The organism is Streptomyces sp. NPDC056883 (assembly GCF_042788835.1).
Lineage (GTDB): Bacteria > Actinomycetota > Actinomycetes > Streptomycetales > Streptomycetaceae > Streptomyces > Streptomyces stoeckheimensis.
Genome location: NZ_JBHUBS010000001.1, coordinates 651,478 through 671,150, shown reverse-complemented (window position 1 = coordinate 671,150; position 19,673 = coordinate 651,478). Strand labels below are relative to the sequence as shown.

General features: G+C 73.5%; 18 protein-coding genes. 8 read left to right on the top strand and 10 right to left on the bottom strand.

Annotated elements, in window-relative coordinates:
* Positions 1 to 43 precede the first annotated feature (43 nt).
* Complete coding sequence (locus ACFRU2_RS03135; RefSeq protein WP_382966965.1) at positions 44 to 1,438, bottom strand: DUF1996 domain-containing protein; 1,395 nt, start codon at positions 1,436 to 1,438, stop codon at positions 44 to 46.
* Positions 1,439 to 1,447: 9 nt separating this feature from the next.
* Complete coding sequence (locus tag ACFRU2_RS03130; RefSeq protein ID WP_382966963.1) at positions 1,448 to 2,221, bottom strand: DUF4142 domain-containing protein; 774 nt, start codon at positions 2,219 to 2,221, stop codon at positions 1,448 to 1,450.
* Between the two features lie 361 nt (positions 2,222 to 2,582).
* Between ACFRU2_RS03130 and ACFRU2_RS03125 the strand changes: the two genes are divergently transcribed.
* Positions 2,583 to 4,232, top strand: coding sequence for an alpha/beta hydrolase (locus ACFRU2_RS03125; protein WP_382966961.1), 1,650 nt, complete (start codon positions 2,583 to 2,585; stop codon positions 4,230 to 4,232).
* Between the two features lie 62 nt (positions 4,233 to 4,294).
* Here ACFRU2_RS03125 and ACFRU2_RS03120 read toward each other — a convergent pair whose 3' ends face one another.
* Both ACFRU2_RS03120 and ACFRU2_RS03115 read right to left on the bottom strand, forming a co-directional pair.
* Entirely contained in the window at positions 4,295 to 4,750 is a 456-nt protein-coding gene (locus ACFRU2_RS03120) for an SRPBCC family protein (RefSeq protein WP_382966960.1), read from the bottom strand.
* A gap of 89 nt (positions 4,751 to 4,839) precedes the next feature.
* Positions 4,840 to 6,963 carry an FUSC family protein gene (locus ACFRU2_RS03115; protein ID WP_382966958.1) on the bottom strand — a complete coding sequence of 708 codons (2,124 nt, stop codon included), beginning with the start codon at positions 6,961 to 6,963 and terminating at the stop codon, positions 4,840 to 4,842.
* A gap of 216 nt (positions 6,964 to 7,179) precedes the next feature.
* On the opposite strand from ACFRU2_RS03115, the gene ACFRU2_RS03110 reads away from it, so the two are divergent.
* From ACFRU2_RS03110 to ACFRU2_RS03100, 3 genes are all read left to right on the top strand, one after another.
* Complete coding sequence (locus tag ACFRU2_RS03110; protein WP_382966956.1) at positions 7,180 to 7,842, top strand: TetR/AcrR family transcriptional regulator; 663 nt, start codon at positions 7,180 to 7,182, stop codon at positions 7,840 to 7,842.
* A gap of 129 nt (positions 7,843 to 7,971) precedes the next feature.
* Positions 7,972 to 9,189, top strand: a complete 1,218-nt coding sequence (locus ACFRU2_RS03105; protein ID WP_382966954.1) for a cytochrome P450 — start codon at positions 7,972 to 7,974, stop codon at positions 9,187 to 9,189.
* A gap of 301 nt (positions 9,190 to 9,490) precedes the next feature.
* On the top strand, positions 9,491 to 10,075 hold the full coding sequence (locus ACFRU2_RS03100) for a TMEM165/GDT1 family protein (RefSeq protein WP_382966952.1): 585 nt from the start codon (positions 9,491 to 9,493) through the stop codon (positions 10,073 to 10,075).
* Between the two features lie 48 nt (positions 10,076 to 10,123).
* On the opposite strand, the gene ACFRU2_RS03095 is transcribed toward ACFRU2_RS03100, so the two are convergent.
* From ACFRU2_RS03095 to ACFRU2_RS03085, 3 genes are all read right to left on the bottom strand, one after another.
* A complete protein-coding gene (locus tag ACFRU2_RS03095) occupies positions 10,124 to 10,903 on the bottom strand; it encodes a VOC family protein (RefSeq protein WP_382966950.1) in 780 nt (259 codons plus the stop codon).
* 157 nt (positions 10,904 to 11,060) lie between these two features.
* A complete protein-coding gene (locus tag ACFRU2_RS03090; protein WP_382966948.1) occupies positions 11,061 to 11,678 on the bottom strand; it encodes a hypothetical protein in 618 nt (205 codons plus the stop codon).
* 234 nt (positions 11,679 to 11,912) lie between these two features.
* On the bottom strand, positions 11,913 to 12,278 hold the full coding sequence (locus tag ACFRU2_RS03085) for an iron chaperone (protein WP_382966946.1): 366 nt from the start codon (positions 12,276 to 12,278) through the stop codon (positions 11,913 to 11,915).
* 126 nt (positions 12,279 to 12,404) lie between these two features.
* Between ACFRU2_RS03085 and ACFRU2_RS03080 the strand changes: the two genes are divergently transcribed.
* Genes ACFRU2_RS03080 through ACFRU2_RS03070 form a run of 3 tightly spaced genes read left to right on the top strand, consistent with a single transcriptional unit; the run spans position 12,405 to position 14,060 of the window.
* A complete protein-coding gene (locus ACFRU2_RS03080) occupies positions 12,405 to 12,851 on the top strand; it encodes an SRPBCC domain-containing protein (RefSeq protein WP_382966944.1) in 447 nt (148 codons plus the stop codon).
* Positions 12,848 to 13,219: an ArsR/SmtB family transcription factor gene (locus ACFRU2_RS03075; RefSeq protein ID WP_382966942.1), complete on the top strand. Its 372-nt coding sequence runs from the start codon at positions 12,848 to 12,850 to the stop codon at positions 13,217 to 13,219. Before ACFRU2_RS03080 ends, ACFRU2_RS03075 begins: the two co-directional genes overlap by 4 nt.
* Before the next feature lie 7 nt (positions 13,220 to 13,226).
* A complete protein-coding gene (locus ACFRU2_RS03070; protein ID WP_382966940.1) occupies positions 13,227 to 14,060 on the top strand; it encodes a class I SAM-dependent methyltransferase in 834 nt (277 codons plus the stop codon).
* A 20-nt stretch (positions 14,061 to 14,080) separates the two neighbouring features.
* On the opposite strand, the gene ACFRU2_RS03065 is transcribed toward ACFRU2_RS03070, so the two are convergent.
* The 3 genes from ACFRU2_RS03065 to ACFRU2_RS03055 form a co-directional block, all read right to left on the bottom strand.
* The gene (locus ACFRU2_RS03065) at positions 14,081 to 15,079 is read right to left on the bottom strand and encodes an endonuclease/exonuclease/phosphatase family protein (RefSeq protein WP_382966938.1); all 999 of its coding nucleotides are present in this window, start codon (positions 15,077 to 15,079) and stop codon (positions 14,081 to 14,083) included.
* A gap of 263 nt (positions 15,080 to 15,342) precedes the next feature.
* Positions 15,343 to 15,876, bottom strand: a complete 534-nt coding sequence (locus ACFRU2_RS03060; protein ID WP_382966936.1) for a rhodanese-like domain-containing protein — start codon at positions 15,874 to 15,876, stop codon at positions 15,343 to 15,345.
* Between the two features lie 140 nt (positions 15,877 to 16,016).
* Positions 16,017 to 17,048, bottom strand: coding sequence for a helix-turn-helix domain-containing protein (locus tag ACFRU2_RS03055; protein ID WP_382966934.1), 1,032 nt, complete (start codon positions 17,046 to 17,048; stop codon positions 16,017 to 16,019).
* 255 nt (positions 17,049 to 17,303) lie between these two features.
* Between ACFRU2_RS03055 and helR the strand changes: the two genes are divergently transcribed.
* Positions 17,304 to 19,472 (top strand): RNA polymerase recycling motor ATPase HelR, encoded by a 2,169-nt coding sequence (helR, locus tag ACFRU2_RS03050; protein WP_382966932.1) that lies wholly within the window; start codon positions 17,304 to 17,306, stop codon positions 19,470 to 19,472.
* Positions 19,473 to 19,673 lie beyond the last annotated feature (201 nt).

Below are 19,673 nucleotides of genomic sequence, written 5' to 3'. Positions count from 1 at the left end.
ACCCGGAGCGTGCTCCGGGCCGGCACCGCCTCTCTGCATCCGGTCAGCGGCAGCTGCGTCCGCCGTTGACGCACCGCACCGCCCGGGCCATCAGCTCGTCCGGCATGACGTTGATGAAGTCGCCGTGGTCGGTCACCGGCTTGTGGAGCTGCTCGGGGAAGCTGTCCACCGCGAAGCGTGCTCCGGGGGGCGTCGCGTAGACGATCCGCTGGACCAGTTGCGGCACGGCCTTGAAGCCCGCCGGGCAGGAGCCGTCGCGGCCGGCGAAGGCCACGTGGGTGCGGTGGTTGGCGCTGTCGGTGTTCTTGCCGTCCCAGCAGCTCTGGAAGGAGAACGTCCGGACCACGTCCGTCCCCTTGGGGCAGATCGGGTACTTGTCCTTCAGCTGCCGGTTCTCGAAGCCGGTGCAGCTCCACGAGGCGTTGGCGTTGGCCGGGCCGTTGGTGAAGGCCTTCGCGTCGCCCGTGATGATCCGCAGGAAGCGGGGCATGGCGGTGACGCGGGAGACGGGGCTCCCCTTGAACTCGATGGTCACCTGCTTCGGCCGCAGGATCGTGCCCACGTTGGCGTCCTGGCCGCCGCCCGGGGCTCCCGCGTCCTGCTCCGCCTTGCCGTCGCGCAGCCTCAGGACCGGCCAGTAGTAGGTGGACAGGTCGCCGTTCGTGCAGGTGGTCCCGGAGGCGGCGAGGCTGTTGTTGGTGGAGAAGGCGTCCGTGGTCCTGTTGCCGACGTAGTCGTGCATGTGGTGGGCGCCGTTGCTCACCCCGGGGGCGACGATCACGTTGTCGGGGTTGAGGTGGCGCTCTTCGTTGCGGCCGCATTCCACGGCGAAGGAGCCCTTGGATGCACCGGACTTGGGGGCCGGGCGCCGTACGTTCGGCTTCACCGAGCCGATGCGGACGAAGTCGGAGCGGGCCGGGCCCCCCTTCGAGGCGACGCCGGCCGTGGCGCCCCGGGCGGCCTCCTCCTCGGCGGCCGGTGCCTCGCGCATCGCGCAGGCGCTCAGCTCCGCCAGCCCGTCCGGGCGGGCCGTGGTGCGTCCGATCGCCTCGGAGACCCGGTTGATCGACGCGTCGCGCCGGTCCTTCAGCTCCCCGAGCAGCGTGTCCGCCGGCGCCCGGCCGGTGGCGAGCCGCTGGTAGGCCTCGGCGATCTGGGTGTCGAGACCGGCGAGTTCCCGGTCCACTTCGCCGCGCGCCTGATCGGGAACCTCCCGCAGCCGCTCTCCCACGTCGGGGCAGTCGATGGTGGCCGTCACCGGCGCCGGGCGCGCCGGGTCCTGGCCCGCGGAGGCCACCTGGCCCGCGATCACGACCGCGCCGCCGCCCAGGATCAGTGCGGACGCGGCGGCGAGTGCCTTGTACAGGGGTCGCCTCCTGCGTTTGTGCCCTGCCCCGTCCTGGCGCGCCGGGCTGTGCGGGGAGTCGTTGTCGCGCATGTGATCACTTCACTTCCTCGGTCGGGTGGCGGAGGGAGAGGGCTCCGCCGGTCGGGCGGCCGTGGGAGGGGCGGCCGCGGGAGGGCTGTCCGCCAGGCCTTCGAAATCGACCAGGCCGCTGGCTTCCAGGACCGCGATGTGGTCCAGGACCGTGGTGTTGGCGTCCGTGGCCAGCTCGCGGACCACGGAGTTGCGGGTTTGCGCCCGCACTTGGGCGACGAGCGTGAACACCTTGCCGTGCGCCCGCCGCAGCAGTTGTACGAAGAGCCGCTCGTAGGAGGCCCCTTGGGCCCGGTCGAGCTGGTCGAGCCAGGCCTGCTGCTGGCCGGACGGCCGGTCCGGCAGTTCGACGCCGAGCGCCTCGCCCACTTCCAGGACCCTCCGGTCCAGTTCGGTGTGCCCTTCCACGAGGTGCTCGCCGGCCGTCCTCACCGACTTGCGGGTGCCCCGTTCCTGGGCCTGCTTGCCCGCGGGCAGTTCCCACAGGCCGGCGAGGCGGACCTTGCGCACGAACTCGCGGTCCTGCGGGGTCAGCGGCCCGAAGGCCGTGTTCATCACTCCGGCGCCGTCGTCATCGGCGGAGGCGGAGCCCGGGGCGGGCGAGCCGGCGTCGGCGGGCGAGGGGGCCGGGGCCGCCGCGGCGGTTCGGCCGCCGAAGCTCCGCACCGGTATCAGCAGCGCGATCAGCGTGAGGGCGAGGGCTCCGATGACGATGCCCGTGCCCATGACGTGCCGCGAAGCGACCGACATGCCGCCGAGGTTCGTCCGACGGATTGACAGCACTGTGCCTCCTTGGGTCCCGGGACGCCCGGGTGCCGCCGCACGGAGCGCGCCGCTCCCGCGGGTCCCCGGGTGCCAAGGGACGCTAGCGCCGGCTCCGGCCCCTCCGCCGAAGGCCCATCCGGACTGGACAAACATCCGGGCGGCCCCCCGAAAGACTGCTACGGTGCCGCGCGCCCGGCCGCCCCGAGGCCCGCGCCGCGGAATCCGATGTGCGGACAAAAACCCCGGCGCGTCGGCCAGTTGTCCGGATTTCCAGTCATTCGCGAGGAGTAGAGGGCCCCGCCCCTCAGGTGGATTCGCCCGGCCCGCGGGGTGACCCAGGGTGGGGTGCGAACCACCGCCCACCCGAAGGGAACGCCCCGTGCGCAAAAAACGACTGGCATCCTTACTGGCCGCCGCCGGACTCCTCGCGAGTACCGTGCCGGTGCTCGCGGCCGCCCAGGCCTCCGCCCTGCCCGCCGACGGCGTCCGGGCCGACAGCGTCCAGGCGGACGACGATCGGACCGGCGGTGTCCCGGCCGACGCCGCGTACCTGCGGCAGAAGCCCGCCTGGCACCGGTGCTCCGCCGATCAGCCGGCCGCGTACGAGTGCGCCACCATCAAGGTGCCGCTCGACTACCGGCGGCCGTCGGGACGGACCCTCGACCTGGCGATATCCCGGGTGAAGAGCACGAACCCCGCGAAACGGCACGGGGTCCTCCTGATGAATCCGGGCGGGCCGGGCGGCAGCGGGCTGGATCTGCCGCTGGCCCTCGGCGAGGTGGCTCCCCCGGAGGTGGCCGCTCAGTACGACCTCATCGGCTTCGATCCGCGCGGGGTCGGCGCCAGCAGTCCCATCAGCTGCGGGCTGACCGAAGCCGAGCAGGGCATCGACCGGCCGTACCGGCCCGGATCCTTCCCCTCCGACGTGGCCTGGGCGCGGAACATCGCCGAGAAGTGCCGGGAGAAGGCCGGCTCGGTCCTCCCGTACATCACGACCCGCAACACCGCCCGCGACATGGACACGATCCGTGCCGTCCTGGGCGAGCGGAAGCTCTCGTACCTGGGCTACTCCTACGGGACGTACCTCGGCGCGGTGTACACGCAGATGTTCCCCGGCCGGACCGACCGCTTCGTGCTCGACAGCGGCGTCGACCCGGACCTGGTCTGGCGGAACATGTTCCGGAGCTGGGCCACGGAGGCCGAGCCGGCCTTCGCCCGGTGGACGCGGTGGGCGGCGGAACGCTCGGGCGAGTACCACCTGGGCGAGAGCCCCTCGGCCGTGTCGAAGACCTTCTGGGACCTGGTGGCGCGCGCCGACCGGGATCCGATCGACTTCCAGGGGGAGAAGATCAACGGCGACGACATCCGGGGCGCCCGCGCGCTGTTCTTCTATCCCGCGCAGGTCACCCCGCTGGTGGTGGCGCTGAAGGACGCGGCCGACGGAAAGCCCGCAGTGACTCCCGGCGCCTCCGGGCCCGACTTCAGCATGAAGCGGGCGCTCGCCGGCGAGTCCGGGCCGGCCCCGGCCGAGCCGGCCTCCGACAACGCCGTCGCCGTCCTCTGGAGCGTGATCTGCGGGGACACGGACTCCTGGCCGCGCGATCCCGGGCAGTACCGTCGCGACGCGGTCCGGGACAAGGCCGCGTACCCGCTCTACGGGGACTTCGCCTCCAACATCAAGCCCTGCGCCTTCTGGCCGCGGCCGCTCGAGGCGCAGACCCCGATGAAGGCGCGGGCCGGAGTGCTGACCGTGCAGAACGAGTGGGACTCGCAGACCCCGCTGGCCAGCGGCCAGGGCCTGCACCGCGCGCTGAAGGGCTCGCGGATGGTGACGGCCCTGGGCGCCGAGGGCCACGGGGTGTACCTGGCCGATCCTTCCTCCTGCGCCGCGGCCCCGGTCACCGCGTACCTGACCACCGGGCGGCTGCCCGCCGAGGACATCGCCTGCCGTACGCCGGCACCCGGCGGGGAGAGGCAGGTGGCGCCGGTGAAGCCGCTGCCGATTCCGTCCGGGCCCGGGCGCTTCTGATCCGGTGAGCTGATGACCCGGTGACCCGGTGATCCGGTGACCCCGGCCACCCGGCCCGGGCCTCAGTCCGGCCGTGGGGACGCCTCCGCCGCCGCCTTGATCCGGCGGCCGAAGTCGGGGGCGTCCTTGCGCGCCGCGCTCAGGGCGAGGCCCACCAGGAGGCGGCCGAAGCCGTGCCCGGTCAGGGTGTTGAAGACGCGCAACCGCGTCCGGCCTCCGGGGAGTTCGGCCAGGTCGTAGCCGCCTTCGGCGGTCACCAGATTGTGGCTCAGCTCCGTCCAGCGGATCCGCCCCGGCGCGTCCAGTTCGGTGATCCGGAACTCCCGGGCGGTCTTCATCCCGGCGTCCTTCACCGTGCTGCGGAAGACCGTCCCGACGGCGGTCGGGGCCTCCGGGCTCCGGGTGATCCGCTGGACGCGCGGGCTGAACTCCGGGTCGTTGCGCCCGTCCGCGAGATACGCGAACACCTCGGCTACGGGCCGGTCGATCTCGACGCTCGCCTCGAACAGTCCGGACATGTCCGCTCCTCACCACGCGCCCCGCCGGCGGAGCCGGTACCCCTCCTCCCACGATGGCAGAGCCCCGCTCCGGGCGCACCGCCGCGCGCTCAGGCCCCACCGGAGGGCCCGGCACCGGCCCCCCGGTCGAACAGCGCCACGTCGGCGGTCAGCGAGTCCAGCCAGGCCATCGCGGTGTAGAACACCGGCGGCGCAGCCTCGGGTCCCGCCCGGCGGGGGGCGGGACCGGGGGGACCGGGGTCCGGGGGCCCCGCGGCGCGTCCGGGGTCCGCGGCCGCCGCCGCGCGGTGCAGCCCGGCCGCCACCCAGGCCCCGTACTCCCGGACCATCGCCCCCTCGCGCGGGCCGGGCGGGGTGCCAAGGGGTCTGCGGCCGCCCCAGAGGACGTGGTGGCCGGTCATCATCGCCGCCTGCCAGTCCTCGCCCGCGGCGGCGGCCGGACGCTGCCGTTCCGTCTGGTACTGGGCGTACGCGCTCTCCGCCAGGGCCAGCGCGCGCCGCACCCGCTGGTCGGGCTCCGCCTCGCGGGCCCGGCCGAAGGCGGCCGTGGCCGCCTGGACGTCGTCGGCCGCGGCGTGCAGCAGCTCGGCCACGGCGCGCCCCAGCTCGTCGTGGGCACCGCGCGGCCAGGCCAGCAGTCCGCACACCATCCCGATCGCGCTGCCGACCAGTACGTCCAGGAACCGGACCTCGGCCAACTGCCACGTCACGGGGGCGAGCTGGGCGAAGGCCATGGCCACCACCAGGGTGAACATGGCCTGCGCCCAGCCGACGCCGCGCACGGGCCCGACGCAGAACGCGATCAGCATCAGCGGCGGCAGCACGATCGCGTACACCGTGCTCGCTTCCCCGGCCAGCGCGAGGACCCCGCCTGCGGCGACCGCGCCCACCAGGGTGCCGATCAGGGCGAGCCGGACGGTGGCCCGGGTCTGCACGGCGTTGGTGCGGGTCAGGCTGATGACGGCGAGCATCGCCCAGAATCCGTGCGGCAGGGAGTCCAGTCCGGCGACGGCCCGGGCGACGGCGAGGGCCACGCCGAGCCGGACGGCGTTCTGGAAGTGCACGGACCGGGGCCCGGTGTTCCCGGCCAGCCGGTACCACCAGAGCCGCACCGGCCCCTCCTCGGCGTACCAGAACCGGTCGGACGGCCCGGCGGCCGGTCCCACCCCCGGCCCCGCCGCGTCCGCGGCCCCCGCACGCCCCCGTACGGCTATCCCGGCGGCGCCGCGCAGCACGAGCGCGGCCTCCGCCAGCTCCACCAGGGCGGCGTTGCGGAACCCGGGCCCGGGGCCCGTCACGGGGGTCCGGGCGAGGGAGACCTGCAGGTCCCGCAGCCGCGTCGAGTCCGTCGGGGGCGGGCTCCCCGTTCCGAGCAGCGCGGCCGTCCCGGCGGCCGACTCGCGCACGGCCGCCACGAGCTCCGGCCCGGCCGTCCCGGTGGCCGGTCCGGGTTCCGGCGGGGGCAGGGACCGGACGCGGGCCAGCAGGGTGCGGGCCGCCAGCCCGGTGTGGGCCAGCGCGCGTTCCCGTACGCCGGGCCCCGCGGGCCGCTGCGCCTCCCCGACCCGGGAGGACCTCAGGGCCTGCTCCCGCTCCGCGGCGCGGGCGGTCTGCGCCGCGGAGAGGGTGTGGGGCGGCCGCTCCAGCACGGCGGCGCACCTGGCCGCCTCGGCCGCGGCTGCGGCGGCCAGGTCCCGGTAGCCCGGGACGGCAGGGTCGGGCAGCACGGTGGCTTCGGCGAGGATCAGCAGCAGGACCCCGACGACGGTGCCGGTCAGCCGCTGGCCGAGGGTGTCGGGGGCGTACGGCGGGAAGCTGGGCAGGATGTACAGCAGTTGGAGCCCGGGCGCGGCGCCCGCGAGACGGGGTCCCGCCGCCGAGGAGAAGGCCACGCAGAAGCCGATGACCAGCATGCCCGCCACGGCGGCCCAGGTCCGCACCGCAAGCAAGGTACCCAGTACCACCAGGGCGCAGGCGGCGGGGAGCACGCGGGCGACGACGAGGGCCCGCAGGCGTCCGCTGCCCGGGATGCGGGAGAGACCGGCCAGCGCGACGGCGGCGAAGAGCGCGTACGTGGCCTCGACGGGCCGGTCCAGTCCGTACAGGAAGGCGTAGAAGCCGAGGCCGGCGGCGAGGGTGACCCGGACGGCCCGTCGTGCGGCCGCCGGCACGGGGCCGGTGCCGGTACGGAGCTCACTCAGGGCGGCACGCACCCTTTCAGCGTCCCACCGGGCGCCCGTGCGGTCCTGCGGTACCGCTTGACACTTCGTCAGGGAGGGCGCAACTTATATCGGCAGCCCGATATAAGTAGGCACCCGATACAGGTCGGCCCCCGATGGGACCCGGCTTCCGACGCGGCTCGGCCCGGTACCCGACGCGGGCCCCCGGCGCGCGTCGCCATCCCCTACGACCAGCACCCCGGAGGCCCGGTGGAGCCGTCCCGCACGCGAGAACAGCCCCGGCGCCGCACCCCGCAGGCGCAGCGCACCCCGCAGGCGCAGCGCAAGTCCGAGAGCCGTGCCCGCCTCATCGACGCGGCGGCCGACCTCTTCGCCCGCAAGGGGTTCCACGCCGTCTCCGCCGAAGCCGTCGCCGAGGCGGCCGGACGCACCACGGGCGCGCTGTACAGCCACTTCGGCGGCAAGGAGGGCCTGCTGCTGGCGCTCCTGGAGGTCTGGAAGGAGCGCACGAGCGAGGAGCTGGCCGCCGAGATCGCGGCCGGGGACCCGGCCGACCCGGGCGTGCACTTCTCCGCGATGTGGGGCAGCCTCACCCGCCCGCACCCCGAGCACGGCGACTCCTGGCTGCTCCTGGAGACGGAGCTGTGGCTGCACGCCGCCCGCGGCCCCCTCATCGGCGACCGGCTCGCCCAGCGCTACACCGAGATCCGCGCCCGGCTCGGCGAAGGGCTGGCCGACTGGGCCGAGGCCACCGGCACCCCCCTGACCCGTACGCCCCAGGAGACCGGCGCCCTCGTGCTCGGCATCCTCCTCGGACTCTCCATGCAGCACCGCCTCGAACCGCGTGCCGTCCCCGACGGGCTCGTCGTCGAGGCCCTCGGCACCGTCCTGGGACTCGGCAGGGACGGCTGACGTACGGCCCCCGTACGGCCACCCCCTCCGGCTCCGGCACGCACCCGATCCGTACGACTGACCTCCGGCCACACCGCCCGCCACACCGTCCGCCACGACTCCGATCCGTCCGACGAAGGGAACCGCTCCGTGCTGCCCACCGGCGAGATAGACCTCCTTGAGGACACCTGGGCCCGCGAGGTCCCGCACGCCCAGTTCACCCGGCTGCGCCGCGAGGACCCGGTCCACTGGCACGAGGTGCCGGGCCGGCACGCCGGCTTCTACGCCGTCACCCGCCACGCCGACGTCAAGGCCGTCAGCCGCGATCCCGAGCTGTGGTCCACCGAACTCGGCTCGTTCATGATCCGCGACCAGAACCCCGAGTCCCTGGAGACCCTGCGCCTGGTCCTGCTGGGCATGGACGCCCCGCGCCACTCCCGGTACCGCTCGCTGGTCAGCGCGGGTTTCACGCCCCGGGTCGTCCGCAGGCTCGCGGCCCGGATCCAGGAGCGGGCGGTGACCCTGGTGGAGCGCGCGGTCACCCCGGGCCGGGACATGGACTTCGTCGCGGAGGTCGCCGCATGGCTGCCGATCCAGACGATCTGCGAGATGGTCGGCGTGCCCGAGGGGGACGAGCGGCTGATCTTCGACTGGAGCAACCGGATGGCCGGCTCCCAGGACCCCGAGCTCTCGGCGGGCAAGCACGACAGCGATCTGGCGGCCGCCGAGATCTACGCCTATTGCGACGCGCTGGCCGAGGAGCGGCGGGCCCGCCCCCGGGAGGACATCCTCTCGACGCTGGTGCACGCCGAGGTCGACGGGGACCGGCTGTCGCCGGACGAGATCAACATGTTCTTCGTCCTGCTCTGCGTCGCCGGCAACGAGACCACCCGCAATCTCCTCTCCGGCGCCCTGATCGCCCTGATCGACCACCCTTCGGCGCGCGCCGAACTGGCCGCGGCCCCCGAGGACGAGGCCCTGTGGACCACGGCGACGGAGGAGTTCCTGCGCTGGGGCGGCTCGATCCACAACTTCCGGCGCACCGCCACCCGTGACACCGTCCTGCGCGGGCAGCCCGTCGCCGAGGGGCAGAAGGTGGTCACCTACTACACCTCCGCCAACCGCGACGAGGAGGTCTTCGCCGACCCCTTCGCCTTCGACATCCGGCGCACCCCGAACGAACACCTCACCTTCGGGGGCGGCGGCCCCCACTTCTGCCTGGGGGCCGGGCTCGCCCGCACCCAGATCAAGGCCCTGCTCCGGGAGCTCCTGCGGAGGCATCCGGAGGTGTCCCTCGCGGGGGAGGTACGCCGCCTGCGCTCGGACTTCATCAACGGGGTCAAGTACCTCCCGGTGCGCTTCGGCTAGCCGCCCCGGGACTTCCGGCCCTGCCGGGGCACTCCGCGTCGCTGTTAGAGTGGTGGGCAGCGAAGGGGAGTAGTCCCGAAAACCGCTGGTCGACATACTGGACGCCGCTACGGGTCCCGGCCACCGGGCCACCGCGCTTCACGCGCGGGGCGGACGAGACCTTCGGCCAAGGCATGACCCGTCCCACATCACCGTGTGGGACGCTTCGTCGTGCCGGGCCGAGTGGTTCTTCCCGTCGCCTCCCCGCTGGGTGCCGATCCGAGCCATCAGAGCCCGGCTCCAGCAGAAAGCAGCACCCGGAATGGCTCTCGACCCCGTGGCGATCTTCACCGCCTTCGGTCTGATCTTCCTCGCCGAGCTCCCCGACAAGACCATGTTCGCCTCGCTGGCCATGGGCACCCGGATGCGGCCGCTGTACGTGTGGTTCGGCACCTCCACCGCGTTCATCGTCCACGTGGCCATCGCGGTGGGCGCCGGAAGCCTGATCGGCATGCTGCCGAACATGGCCGTCAAGCTCACCTCCGCCGCCCTGTTCGCCTTCGGCGCCATCGTCATGATGCGCTCCGGCGCCGACGACGACGAGGCGGACTCCGCGGCCAAGGCCGTCACCGGCTTCTGGCCCGTCTTCACCACGGCGTTCATGGCCGTCTTCATCGGCGAATGGGGCGACCTGACGCAGATCACGACCGCCAACCTCGCCGCCACCAACGGCTGGCTGCCCACCGCCATCGGCTCGGCGGCAGCACTCATGTCGGTGTCCGCCCTGGCCCTGATCGTGGGCCGGTTCATCGCCAAGCGGGTCCCCCTCAAGACCGTTCAGCGCTTCGGCGCCCTGTGCATGGCCGCGCTGGCCGTCTGGACGCTCGTCGAAGCCTTCACCGGCTGATCATCCCGCTGGTCCCACTGGTCCGGCCGGTCCGGCCGGTCCTTCGGGTCACTCGCCCCGCGGCGCGGCCTTGAGCAGGGCGAAGACCGCCCCGCTCGGGTCCGCCAGCCAGGCGATCCGCCCGACGTCGGGCACGTCCGCGCCCGGCATCAGCACCGTGCCGCCGCCGGTGCGCGCGGTGCTCACCACGGCGTCCACGTCCGCGACCGCGAAGTACGGCACCCAGCGGGCGTCCTGCTCCCCCTCCATCAGCGGGGCCACCCCTCCGAAGGAGCGGTCCTCCTGGTCCCCGTCGGCGGTGCTGAGCACCTGGTAGGTCATGCCGGGCGCCTCCATCGGCTGTGAGCGCATCCCGAAGAGGGCCCCGTAGAAGCCCAGCGCCGCCGTCGGGTCCGGTACGTGCAGTTCGACCCAGCAGAGCGCGTTGTCGGCGGAGGTCAGCTCCAGACCCGGGGTCCGGCCCGGCTGCCAGACGGCGAAGTCGGCGCCCTGCTGGTCGGTGTACTGCGCGAGCCGACCCTCCCCCATGACGTCCATCGGCTCGACGCGTACGGCGCCCCCGCCGTCGCGCACACCACGGGTGGTGGCCTCCGCGTCGTCGGTCCGGAAGTACACGGTCCACGCGGAGGCCGCCCCCGGGTCGAGCTGCCCGACCGCGGCGACGTTCTTCCCGTCCACCTGGAAGAACCCGTACCCGCCGGTCTCGGGCCCGAGCAGGTGGAACTCCCAGCCGAAGACGGCCCGGTAGAAGGCGGCGGCCCGGGGGATGTCGGGGCTTCCGAGGTCGATCCAGTTGGGCGAGCCGGTGCGGTAGTCGGTACCGAGCATGGTGTCCTCCTGCGATGGGGTTTCGGATGCGAGGTACCCGCAGAGTGGCCCCTCACCCCGGCATCCCCTCCCAGCGCCACACGTACGGGTCCCCCCGGCACACCGCATTCGGCCGGTGCGCGCCCCCGCGGCCCGCCCACCGGCCCGCCCACCGGTCCTAGTAGGGACCGCCGCGGAACAGCACGCTGCCCTGGTGGCGCGGGCGGTCGCCCCGCTCGTGGGCCGCGTCGGAGCGGTCGGCCGGGGCCGAGAGCCCGGCGAGGGTCCGCAAGGTCTCCAGCCCGGCCAGTACCTCGTCACGGCGCGCCGCCGACTTCATCCAGGCCGGCAGCCGGGCGAACATCGACAGTGTCGGGGAGGTGTGCCGCTCGCGCAGCCGGGCGCCCACGTAGGCGGCGAGGGCTTCGACGTGCTCCTCGTCGTAGGCCCACAGGATCCGTCCCGCACACCGGGTCTGCAGCCAGAGCGGACGCCGGAAGAAGGGGTCCTCGGTGCCGCCGACCGAGACCCCGACCAGGGCGGTGCCGCGCTCCCGTGCCGACCAGTCGGCGAGGGCCCCGCAGGCTGCGCAGGCGAGTCGGCGGGGCTGGAAGAGCAGGGCGCTGAAGTACTTCGGCTCCGGGAGGCCGGGCCGCGGAAAGGCGAGCGCTCGGCCGCCGCACCGCGGACAGACCACGAGCACCCGGCCGGTGAACCGGACCAGCCACGTGCCGTGGTCCTGATGGCGGACCGGTCCTGCGGGTGCGGGCTCGTGTTCCATGGAAGGGGAGGGCATGGGCGCCATGCTGCCAGCCCCTCCCCCGCCGGGCACGTGCCACCCGGGGCTCACCGCAGGGCGGGCGTGGTCTCGGTGTCGACGTGGGACGTGCTTGCGGGACCGTTGGGCGGTCTGCCACGTCCGGCGTGGTGAGCAGCGGTTCCGGCAGCCGCTGGCCGACGTAGGCCTCCTTGCGGCGGCTCATGGTGCGCTCGGAATTCGCCGTCGCCCCGACGGCACGGGCCGCAGCGGTCAGCCGGCATTCCCGGGAGCGGCGGCCGTGGCCCGCAGCAGGTCCCTCAGGAGTGCGAAGTCGATCTTCTCCGGCTTGCGGAAGCGCAGGCAGGCCTTGCCCATGTCGTGGTCCGCGAGCCGCTCCGCGAAGGCCTCGCGGACCTCGTCGTGCATCAGATAGAAGGAGACGTACTGCTTCTGGCTCGCGAAGGCGATCTCCCCGACGCCTCCCCGTTCGTACACGGGCATCCCGTACGCCATCGCTTCGGTGAATCCGCGCAGTTCGGTACGGCACAGCTCACGCAGCCGGGTCAGCGCCTGCCTGCGCTCCTCGGGGACCTCGGCGAGGTATGCGTCCACGTTCTCCGCCCGGCTCTGCACCATGCATCCGAGCCTAGAGGAACCCGCACGGCCCGTCCTCGCGCAACCCCACGGTTGCGGGATATGAAGCGACGTGCAACCCTGGAGTTGCACCGAATCATTCGATGGCTTGCGACGAAGGAGTCCCTGATGAACGCGGACCGGATCGAACGCGACACCCTGATCGAGGCCTCCCTGGACCGGGTCTGGTCCCTGGTGGCCGAGCCCGGCTTCTGGGTGGCGGACGAGGGGAGCCTGGCCGGCACGGTGGCCCGGGAAGGGGAGTCGATCGTGGCGAAGAACAGCGAGTACGGCGAGTTCCCGGTACGGGTGGAGAAGGTCGACCCTCCGACCTACCTGGCGTACCGGTGGGCCAGCGCCTTCCCCGGGCAGGAGCTGCGCGAGGACAACAGCACCCTGGTGGAGTTCACGCTGAGCCGCGAGGGCGACAAGACGCGGCTCCGCGTCGTGGAGAGCGGGTTCGCGGCCCTGGCCGGGTCCGAGGAGCTGCGCGACAAGGCGCTGAAGGACAACACCGGCGGCTGGCCGCAGGTGCTCGACGCCTTCAAGAAGCGCGCCGAACAACCGGCCGCGTGAGCGAGGAACCCCCCGGCGCCGACGAGGCCGTCGACCACGTCCTCGCCGCACTGGCCGACCCGACCCGGCGCAAGCTGCTCGGCCTGCTCGCCGCCCGCGGCGAGGTCACCGCGACCACCCTTGCCGAGGGGCTGCCCGTCTCCCGGCAGGCGGTGGTCAAGCACCTCTCCGTCCTGGACGCCGCCGGGCTGGTCTCGGGCAGCCGGGTCGGACGCGAGGTCCGGTACACCGTGCGTCCCGCGGCCCTGGACGCGACGGCCAGGTGGATGGCCACCCTCGCCGCCGACTGGGACCGGCGGCTCGCGGCCGTCAAACGGATCGCCGAGGCGGCGGAACGGGATGCGGGCCAAGGCTCCACGGCCCGATAGTGGAACCGTGAGCGACTGGCCAGAGGGAAGCGGACGAGACGCACGAGCCGGAACGGGCGGCACGGACCACGGCGGCGGGCAGGAGCCCGTCGCCTGGTCCGGGCCGGAGGGCGCGCAGGCCTTCGCCGCCGTGGAGGCGGCCACGGACTGGCTGCTCGGGTATCCCTTCGTCTTCCGGAGCCTGGCCCGGTGGGTCGGCAGCGGCTCCGTCCTGGTGGACTACGGGTGCGGGCCGGGCAAGGTCGCCGACCGCGCGGCCCGCCGGCTCGGAGCGAAGGTGCTGGGTGTGGACACCTCCCCCGAGATGCTCGCGCTGGCCCGCGGCTCGGGGACGGCGGTCGCCGAGTACCACCTGGTCACGGACGGGCGGACGGCCTGCCTGGCCGACGGCAGCGCCGACGCCGTGATGTGCAACCACGTCCTGGCCTCGCTGCCCACCGAGGAAGCGGTGCTCGCGGTGTTCCGGGAGATCCGCCGGATCCTGCGGCCCGGCGGCCCGTTCGTCCTGCTGGCCACCGATCCCGGGTGCAGCGGGAGGGAGTACGCCTCCCTGAGCATCGGTGACCCGGGCGGCGCGTACGGCCCGGGCGACGAACTGCCCGTACGGCTCCGGCGCACGGACGGCAGCTGGCAGACGATGCCCAACCACGCCTGGCCCGTGGACTTCTACCCGGCCCTCCTGGAGCGGGCCGGCTTCGCAGACCTCGTCCAGCACCGCCCGACGGTGGACGAGGCCCTCGGCCTCCCCGGTCTCGTCGACCCGGACCTCTCCGCCGGCCGCACCTGGGCGGCGGAGCGGGCCGCGCCCCCGCTGGTGATCACCACGGCGCTGGCGGTCTGAGGGCGCGGGACCGCCGGGTCTCACCGCAGCCGGAGCACGCTTCGAACACCGGCGTGGTCGGAGGGCCACAGACCTGACGGGGTGCGGTCGGCCCGGGCGTGGCCCACCCGGTGGGCCGTCAGGGCCTTGACCTTGCCGCGGAAGAGCACGTAGTCGATGCGCTGGGTGAGCGTGGAGGTGGCGTTGCGCAGGTCGGGGGCCTGGCAGCAGGTGAAGCCGGGGTCGCGGGGGCGGGTGGCGGTCCAGGCGTCGGTGAATCCGGCGGCGAGCAGGCGGTTGTGGCTCTGCGTGTTGGTGCCCGGTGTCGCACCGACTCCGCCGGCGGCCGAGTTGAGGTCGCCCAGCAGCACGGTGGGGAGCGTGGTGTTCAGCGGACCGGCGAGCAGTTCGTCGGCCTGCGCTTCCTGGACGGCGGGGGCGGCGGGCTCGAGATGGGTGGTCACCACGCGGGCGGTGCGGCCGCCCAGCGTGGCGTCCGCTGCGACCCAGCCGCGTTCGATGCGCAGCGGGGCATTGGGCGGGCAGCCCAGCACGGGGCGGCAGATGGGCAGGTGGCTCTGGAACAGGGCGGACTGCGGGTTGGCCACGGAGAACTTGTGTGCGGGCAGGTCGGTGCGGGCCAGGAGTACGTCGCGGTCGGTGAGGCGGATGTCCTGCAGACCGCCGGGCGTGGAGCGCGGGGCCTCGAAGTCGCTGCCGACGGTGACGCTCGCCACGGCCGCGTAGTGCTTGCCCCGGGCGGCGAGCTCGTCGAGGAGGATCTGCAGGAAGTCGTACTCGACGTGGGTGGCGCTGCCCGGCCCGGCAGGCGTCTGGCTGCGCCACAGCACGGCTTCCTGGACGCCGACGAGATGGGGATCGCCGTCGGCGATCTCGTCGGCCAGCGCTTCGGCCCGCTCGGGGAAGTTCGTCGCCTGGACGTTGGCCCATACCGCGGTCACCGCGGCGACGAGCCCCTGCGGGCTGGTGGCGGCGAGAACGGGTCCGAGGTCGGCACCGAGGTAGAGGTTGCGGGTCATGACCCGCAAGGAAGTGCGGCCGCCTTCGGCTTCGGCGGCCGAGGCCGCGCCGATCGACCCGGGTGCGAGGAGTGCGAGTGCGCACAGAGAGGATGTGATCCAACGGCGAGCCATGCGGGCAGCCCTTCCGGTCGAGGCGGGCGAATGCCCGCATACTCGCCGAAATCTAGATCGCCTGAAGGCAGCTGACGATCCGGGTGTGAGCTGGACGGCCTACGGTGCGCCTCGCGTCCTCCTCGCGGAACAGCGGCGCCACCGTCTCCTCAGCAGGCGCAGGAGATGCCCGAGCGCGGGGCGGTCAGGTCGTCGATGGCGCGCTGGTCGGTGCCCTGGGCGGTCTCGAAGGCGAAGCCCTCGCGGACCCAGTACTCGAACCCGCCGAGCATCTCCTTCACCTGGTAGCCCAGGCGGGCGAAGGCCAGCGCAGCGCGCGTGGCGCCGTTGCAGCCGGGGCCCCAGCAGTAGGTGACCACCGTCAGCGCCGGGTCGATCAGCGTCGGCGCCAGCTCCGCGATCCGCGCGGTCGGAAGGTGCAGCGCGCCCGGGATGTGGCCCTGGTCCCAGGCGGCCTCGCTGCGGGAGTCGACGACCACCAGACCGGGGACACCGGAGAGCAGGTCGGCCCGTACGTCCGAGACGTCCGCCTCGAAGGCGAGGCGCGCGGCGTAGTGGGCCGCCGCGACGCCCGGGGCCGCGGCGGGGACGGAGAGGACGGCGCTGGTGGGCTCGGCGGTCACGGTGGACGGGGCGGTCAGGGTGGTCGGGGCGGTGACGATGGCAGAGGCGGTCACGGACATCGGGGAACTCCTTGTACGGGGCGGAGGGCGGGGGGCTCGCCGGCCGGGTGGACTCCCTTGCGGGTGGGCTCCCTTGCGGCGATGACTCCATCCTCTGTCCCTGCCACCCCCGCGACGAGTGGCGTAAACGCCGCCACTCGTCAAGATCCCGCCAGGGGTGCGGTGACCCTGACGAACGCCTTCCGGTAGGCCGTCGGTGTCGTCCGCATCTGCCGGGTGAAGTGGTGGCGGTACGTCGCGGTGGAGTCGAAGCCGACCGCCGCGGCGATCTCGTCCACCGCGCCCTCGCCCGACTCCAGCAACGGCAGGCTCGCCGCGATCCGCTGGGAGACCACCCAGCGGATCGGGCTCACACCGTTGCGGCGGGCGAAGTGGCGGAGGAAGGAGCGCTCGGACATGTTCGCCGCGCGCGCCAGGGCCGGGACCGAGAGCGGGCCGTACAGCCGCTGGAGGGCCCAGGCCATGCTCCGGGAGATCCCGTCGTCGGCGCCGTCGGGCCCCATCTCCCCCACGGCCGCCTCGATGAACTGGGCCTGCCCGCCCTCGCGATGGGGTGGTACGACGAAGCGGCGGGCCACGGTGTTGGCGACGGCGGCGCCGTGGTCGGCGCGGACCAGGTAGAGGCAGAGGTCGATGCCGGCGGCGCTGCCCGCGCTGGTCAGGACGTCGCCGTTGTCTACGTAGAGGACGTCCGCGTCGACCTCGACCGCGGGATGGCGCTCGGCGAGGGTGCGGGCGTAGCGCCAGTGGGTGGTGGCCCGGCGGCCGTCGAGGAGACCGGTCGCGGCGAGCGCGAAGGCGCCCGAGCAGATGGAGACCAGGCGGGCACCCCGGGCGTGGGCCTTGAGCAGGGCGTCGACCAGCGAGGGCGCGATGGTGCCGCCCGCCGGGGAGACTCCGGGGATGATCACGGTGTCCGCGGCGGCGAGGGCGTCGAGCCCGTGCTCGGCGCGGAGGGTGAACCCGCCCACCACGCGCAGGTCCCGGCCGGGTTCCGCCGAGCAGACCCGCAGCTCGTACCAGGGCAGGTCCCCCAGCTCGGGGCGGGCGAGGCCGAACACCTCCACCACCACGCCCAGTTCGAAGGGCGCCATGCCGTCGAAGGCGAGTACGGCCACCACATGGGCCGGGGCCGGCTTCGCGAGGTGAAGGGGTACGGCCTGGGAAGTCATGGCCGTACTGTAGCCAGCCGTCCTCACCAGGCCTCATCGGGCGGGTGGAGGAGGGGGCGCGGAGTGCGTGGAGAGCGGCGAGGAGGAATACGCACTCCTTGCCATGTACAACATATAGCGCACTGGGGGGCTTGCGGCAAGGCCCCCGGCCTGGGGCAAAATCGCGGACCTAGGCCAGAACTTGCCGAAAAATGGGAGATTCACTCAGTGCGTTCCGATATGTCAGCTCTTGGATCACACGGTTCCGTCGAGGCGGTGGCGACCACCACCAGTGCGTTCGAACTTCCCGACCACCTTTCCCCCAAGGCCGACCCGGCGCTGATCGCCGGCGACGAACGGCATTTCGCGGCCGTCTCGCACTGCCTGGAGCAGACGATCGCCGAACTGTCCGACCGCCTGGAGATCACGCGCAAGGCGCCCGGCGGCATCGGCCGGGAGGCGATGGACCGCGATGCGGAGATCCACCGGCTGACCAGCCGGCTGCGCGCCCTGCGCCGCTTCGGGCTGGACCTGTGCCTGGGGCACATCGTCCCCGCCGACGGCTCCGAGCCCGTGTACATCGGCCGCCTCGGCCTCACCGACAGTGCGGGCAACCGGCTGCTGCTGGACTGGCGCTCCCCCGCGGCCGAGCCCTTCTTCGCGGCGACGCACGCCTCCCCGATGGGTCTGGCGAGCCGTCGCAGGTACCGCTGGACCCGCGGGCGGATCGGCGACTACTGGGACGAGGTGTTCTCCGCGGACGGGCTCGAAGGGCGTGCCGCGCTCGACGACCAGTCCGCGTTCATCGCGAGCCTGGGCGGCAACCGGTCGGCCCGGATGCGCGACGTGCTCGCCACCATCCAGACCGACCAGGACGCCATCATCCGGGCCGGATCCCGGGGCGCCCTCGTCGTCGACGGCGGTCCGGGCACGGGCAAGACCGTCGTCGCCCTGCACCGCACCGCCCACCTGCTCTACTCCGACCCCCGGCTGGGTCACCGCCGCGGCGGCGTGCTGTTCGTCGGCCCGAGCCGGCCCTACCTGGCCTACGTCTCGGACGTGCTGCCCAGCCTCGGCGAGGAGGGCGTGCAGACCTGCACCCTGCGCGACCTCGTCACCGAGGGGGCCACAGCGGTGGTCGAGGCCGATCCGCGCGTGGCCCTCCTCAAATCCTCCGCCGACCTGGTGAAGGCGGTCGAGGCCGCGGTGCGCATCTACGAGGAGCCGCCCACCGAGGGGACGACCGTCTCCAGCCACTGGTCGGACCTCTGGCTCGGCCCCGACGACTGGGCGGCCGCGTTCGGGGCGGTGGAACCGGGCACCCCGCACAACGAGGCGCGCGACCAGATCCTGGAGGAGCTGCTCACGATCCTGATGGACCAGGACGACAGCGACGTCCCGCCCCAGCTGCTCCGCCGTTCGCTGCTCCAGGACCGGGAGTTCATCACCACCCTCAACCGCGCCTGGCCGATGCTCGACGCGGGCGAGCTCGTCGGAGACCTCTGGTCGGTGCCCGCCTACCTGCGCAAGTGCGCTCCGTGGCTCGGGCCCGACGACGTGTCCCTCCTTCAGCGCGCCGACGCCCAGGCCTGGACGGTGTCGGACCTGCCGATCCTGGACGCGGCCCGGCAGCGGCTCGGCGACGCCGAAGCCTCCGTGCGCAAGCGCCGGCACGAGGCAGCCGTCGCCGCCGAGCGTGCGCGCAGGTCCGAGGTCATCGACCGGCTGCTCCAGGACACCGAGATCGACGAGAGCCAGGGCGCGGTGGGGATGCTGCGGGGACACGATCTGCAGGACGCCCTGATCGACGGGGACGCACTGCCCGGCGCCGAACCCGACCTGCTCGCAGGCCCGTTCGCCCACATCGTCGTGGACGAGGCGCAGGAACTGACCGATGCCGAATGGCAGATGCTGCTGGCCCGTTGCCCGTCGCGGAGCTTCACGATCGTCGGGGACCGCGCGCAGGCCCGGCACGGGTTCACGGAGTCGTGGCGGGAGCGGCTCGAGCGGGCCGGGGTCGACCGGATCACCCTGGCCTCCCTGAGCGTCAACTACCGCACCCCGGAAGAGGTCATGGCCGAGGCGGAGCCGGCCATCCGCGCCGCACTTCCCGATGCGAACGTACCGACCTCCGTCCGCAGCAGCGGCATCCCCGTCACGCACGGCAGCACCGCGGACCTGGCCGCGGTCCTCGGCGACTGGCTCGACGCCCACACCGACGGGGTCGCCTGCGTCATCGCCGCCTCCGGCATCGACGACGGCACCTTCCCGGCGAGCTCCCGCGTCCGCGTGCTGACGCCGGCCCTGTCGAAGGGACTCGAATTCGACCTGGTCGTCCTCATCGACCCGGACACCTTCGGCGAGGGCATCGAAGGCGCCGTCGACCGCTACGTCGCGATGACCCGCGCAACCCAGCGCCTGGTCGTGCTGACTCCCCCCGCATGACGAACCGGCCCCTTCGGAGCCGGTCGTACGTGGGACGAGGCCCTGCCGCGTCTGGCCGTCACGTTCCTGGCTACGGGCGCCTTCACCGCGGCGGGCCTTGCGCCGGCACGGATGACGGACGGCTGGTGGTGGACCGGCCCGATAGCGGCCGCCTTCGCCACCGCGTTCGCCGCCGTGGGTACCTCCGCGCGGGCCTCCGGC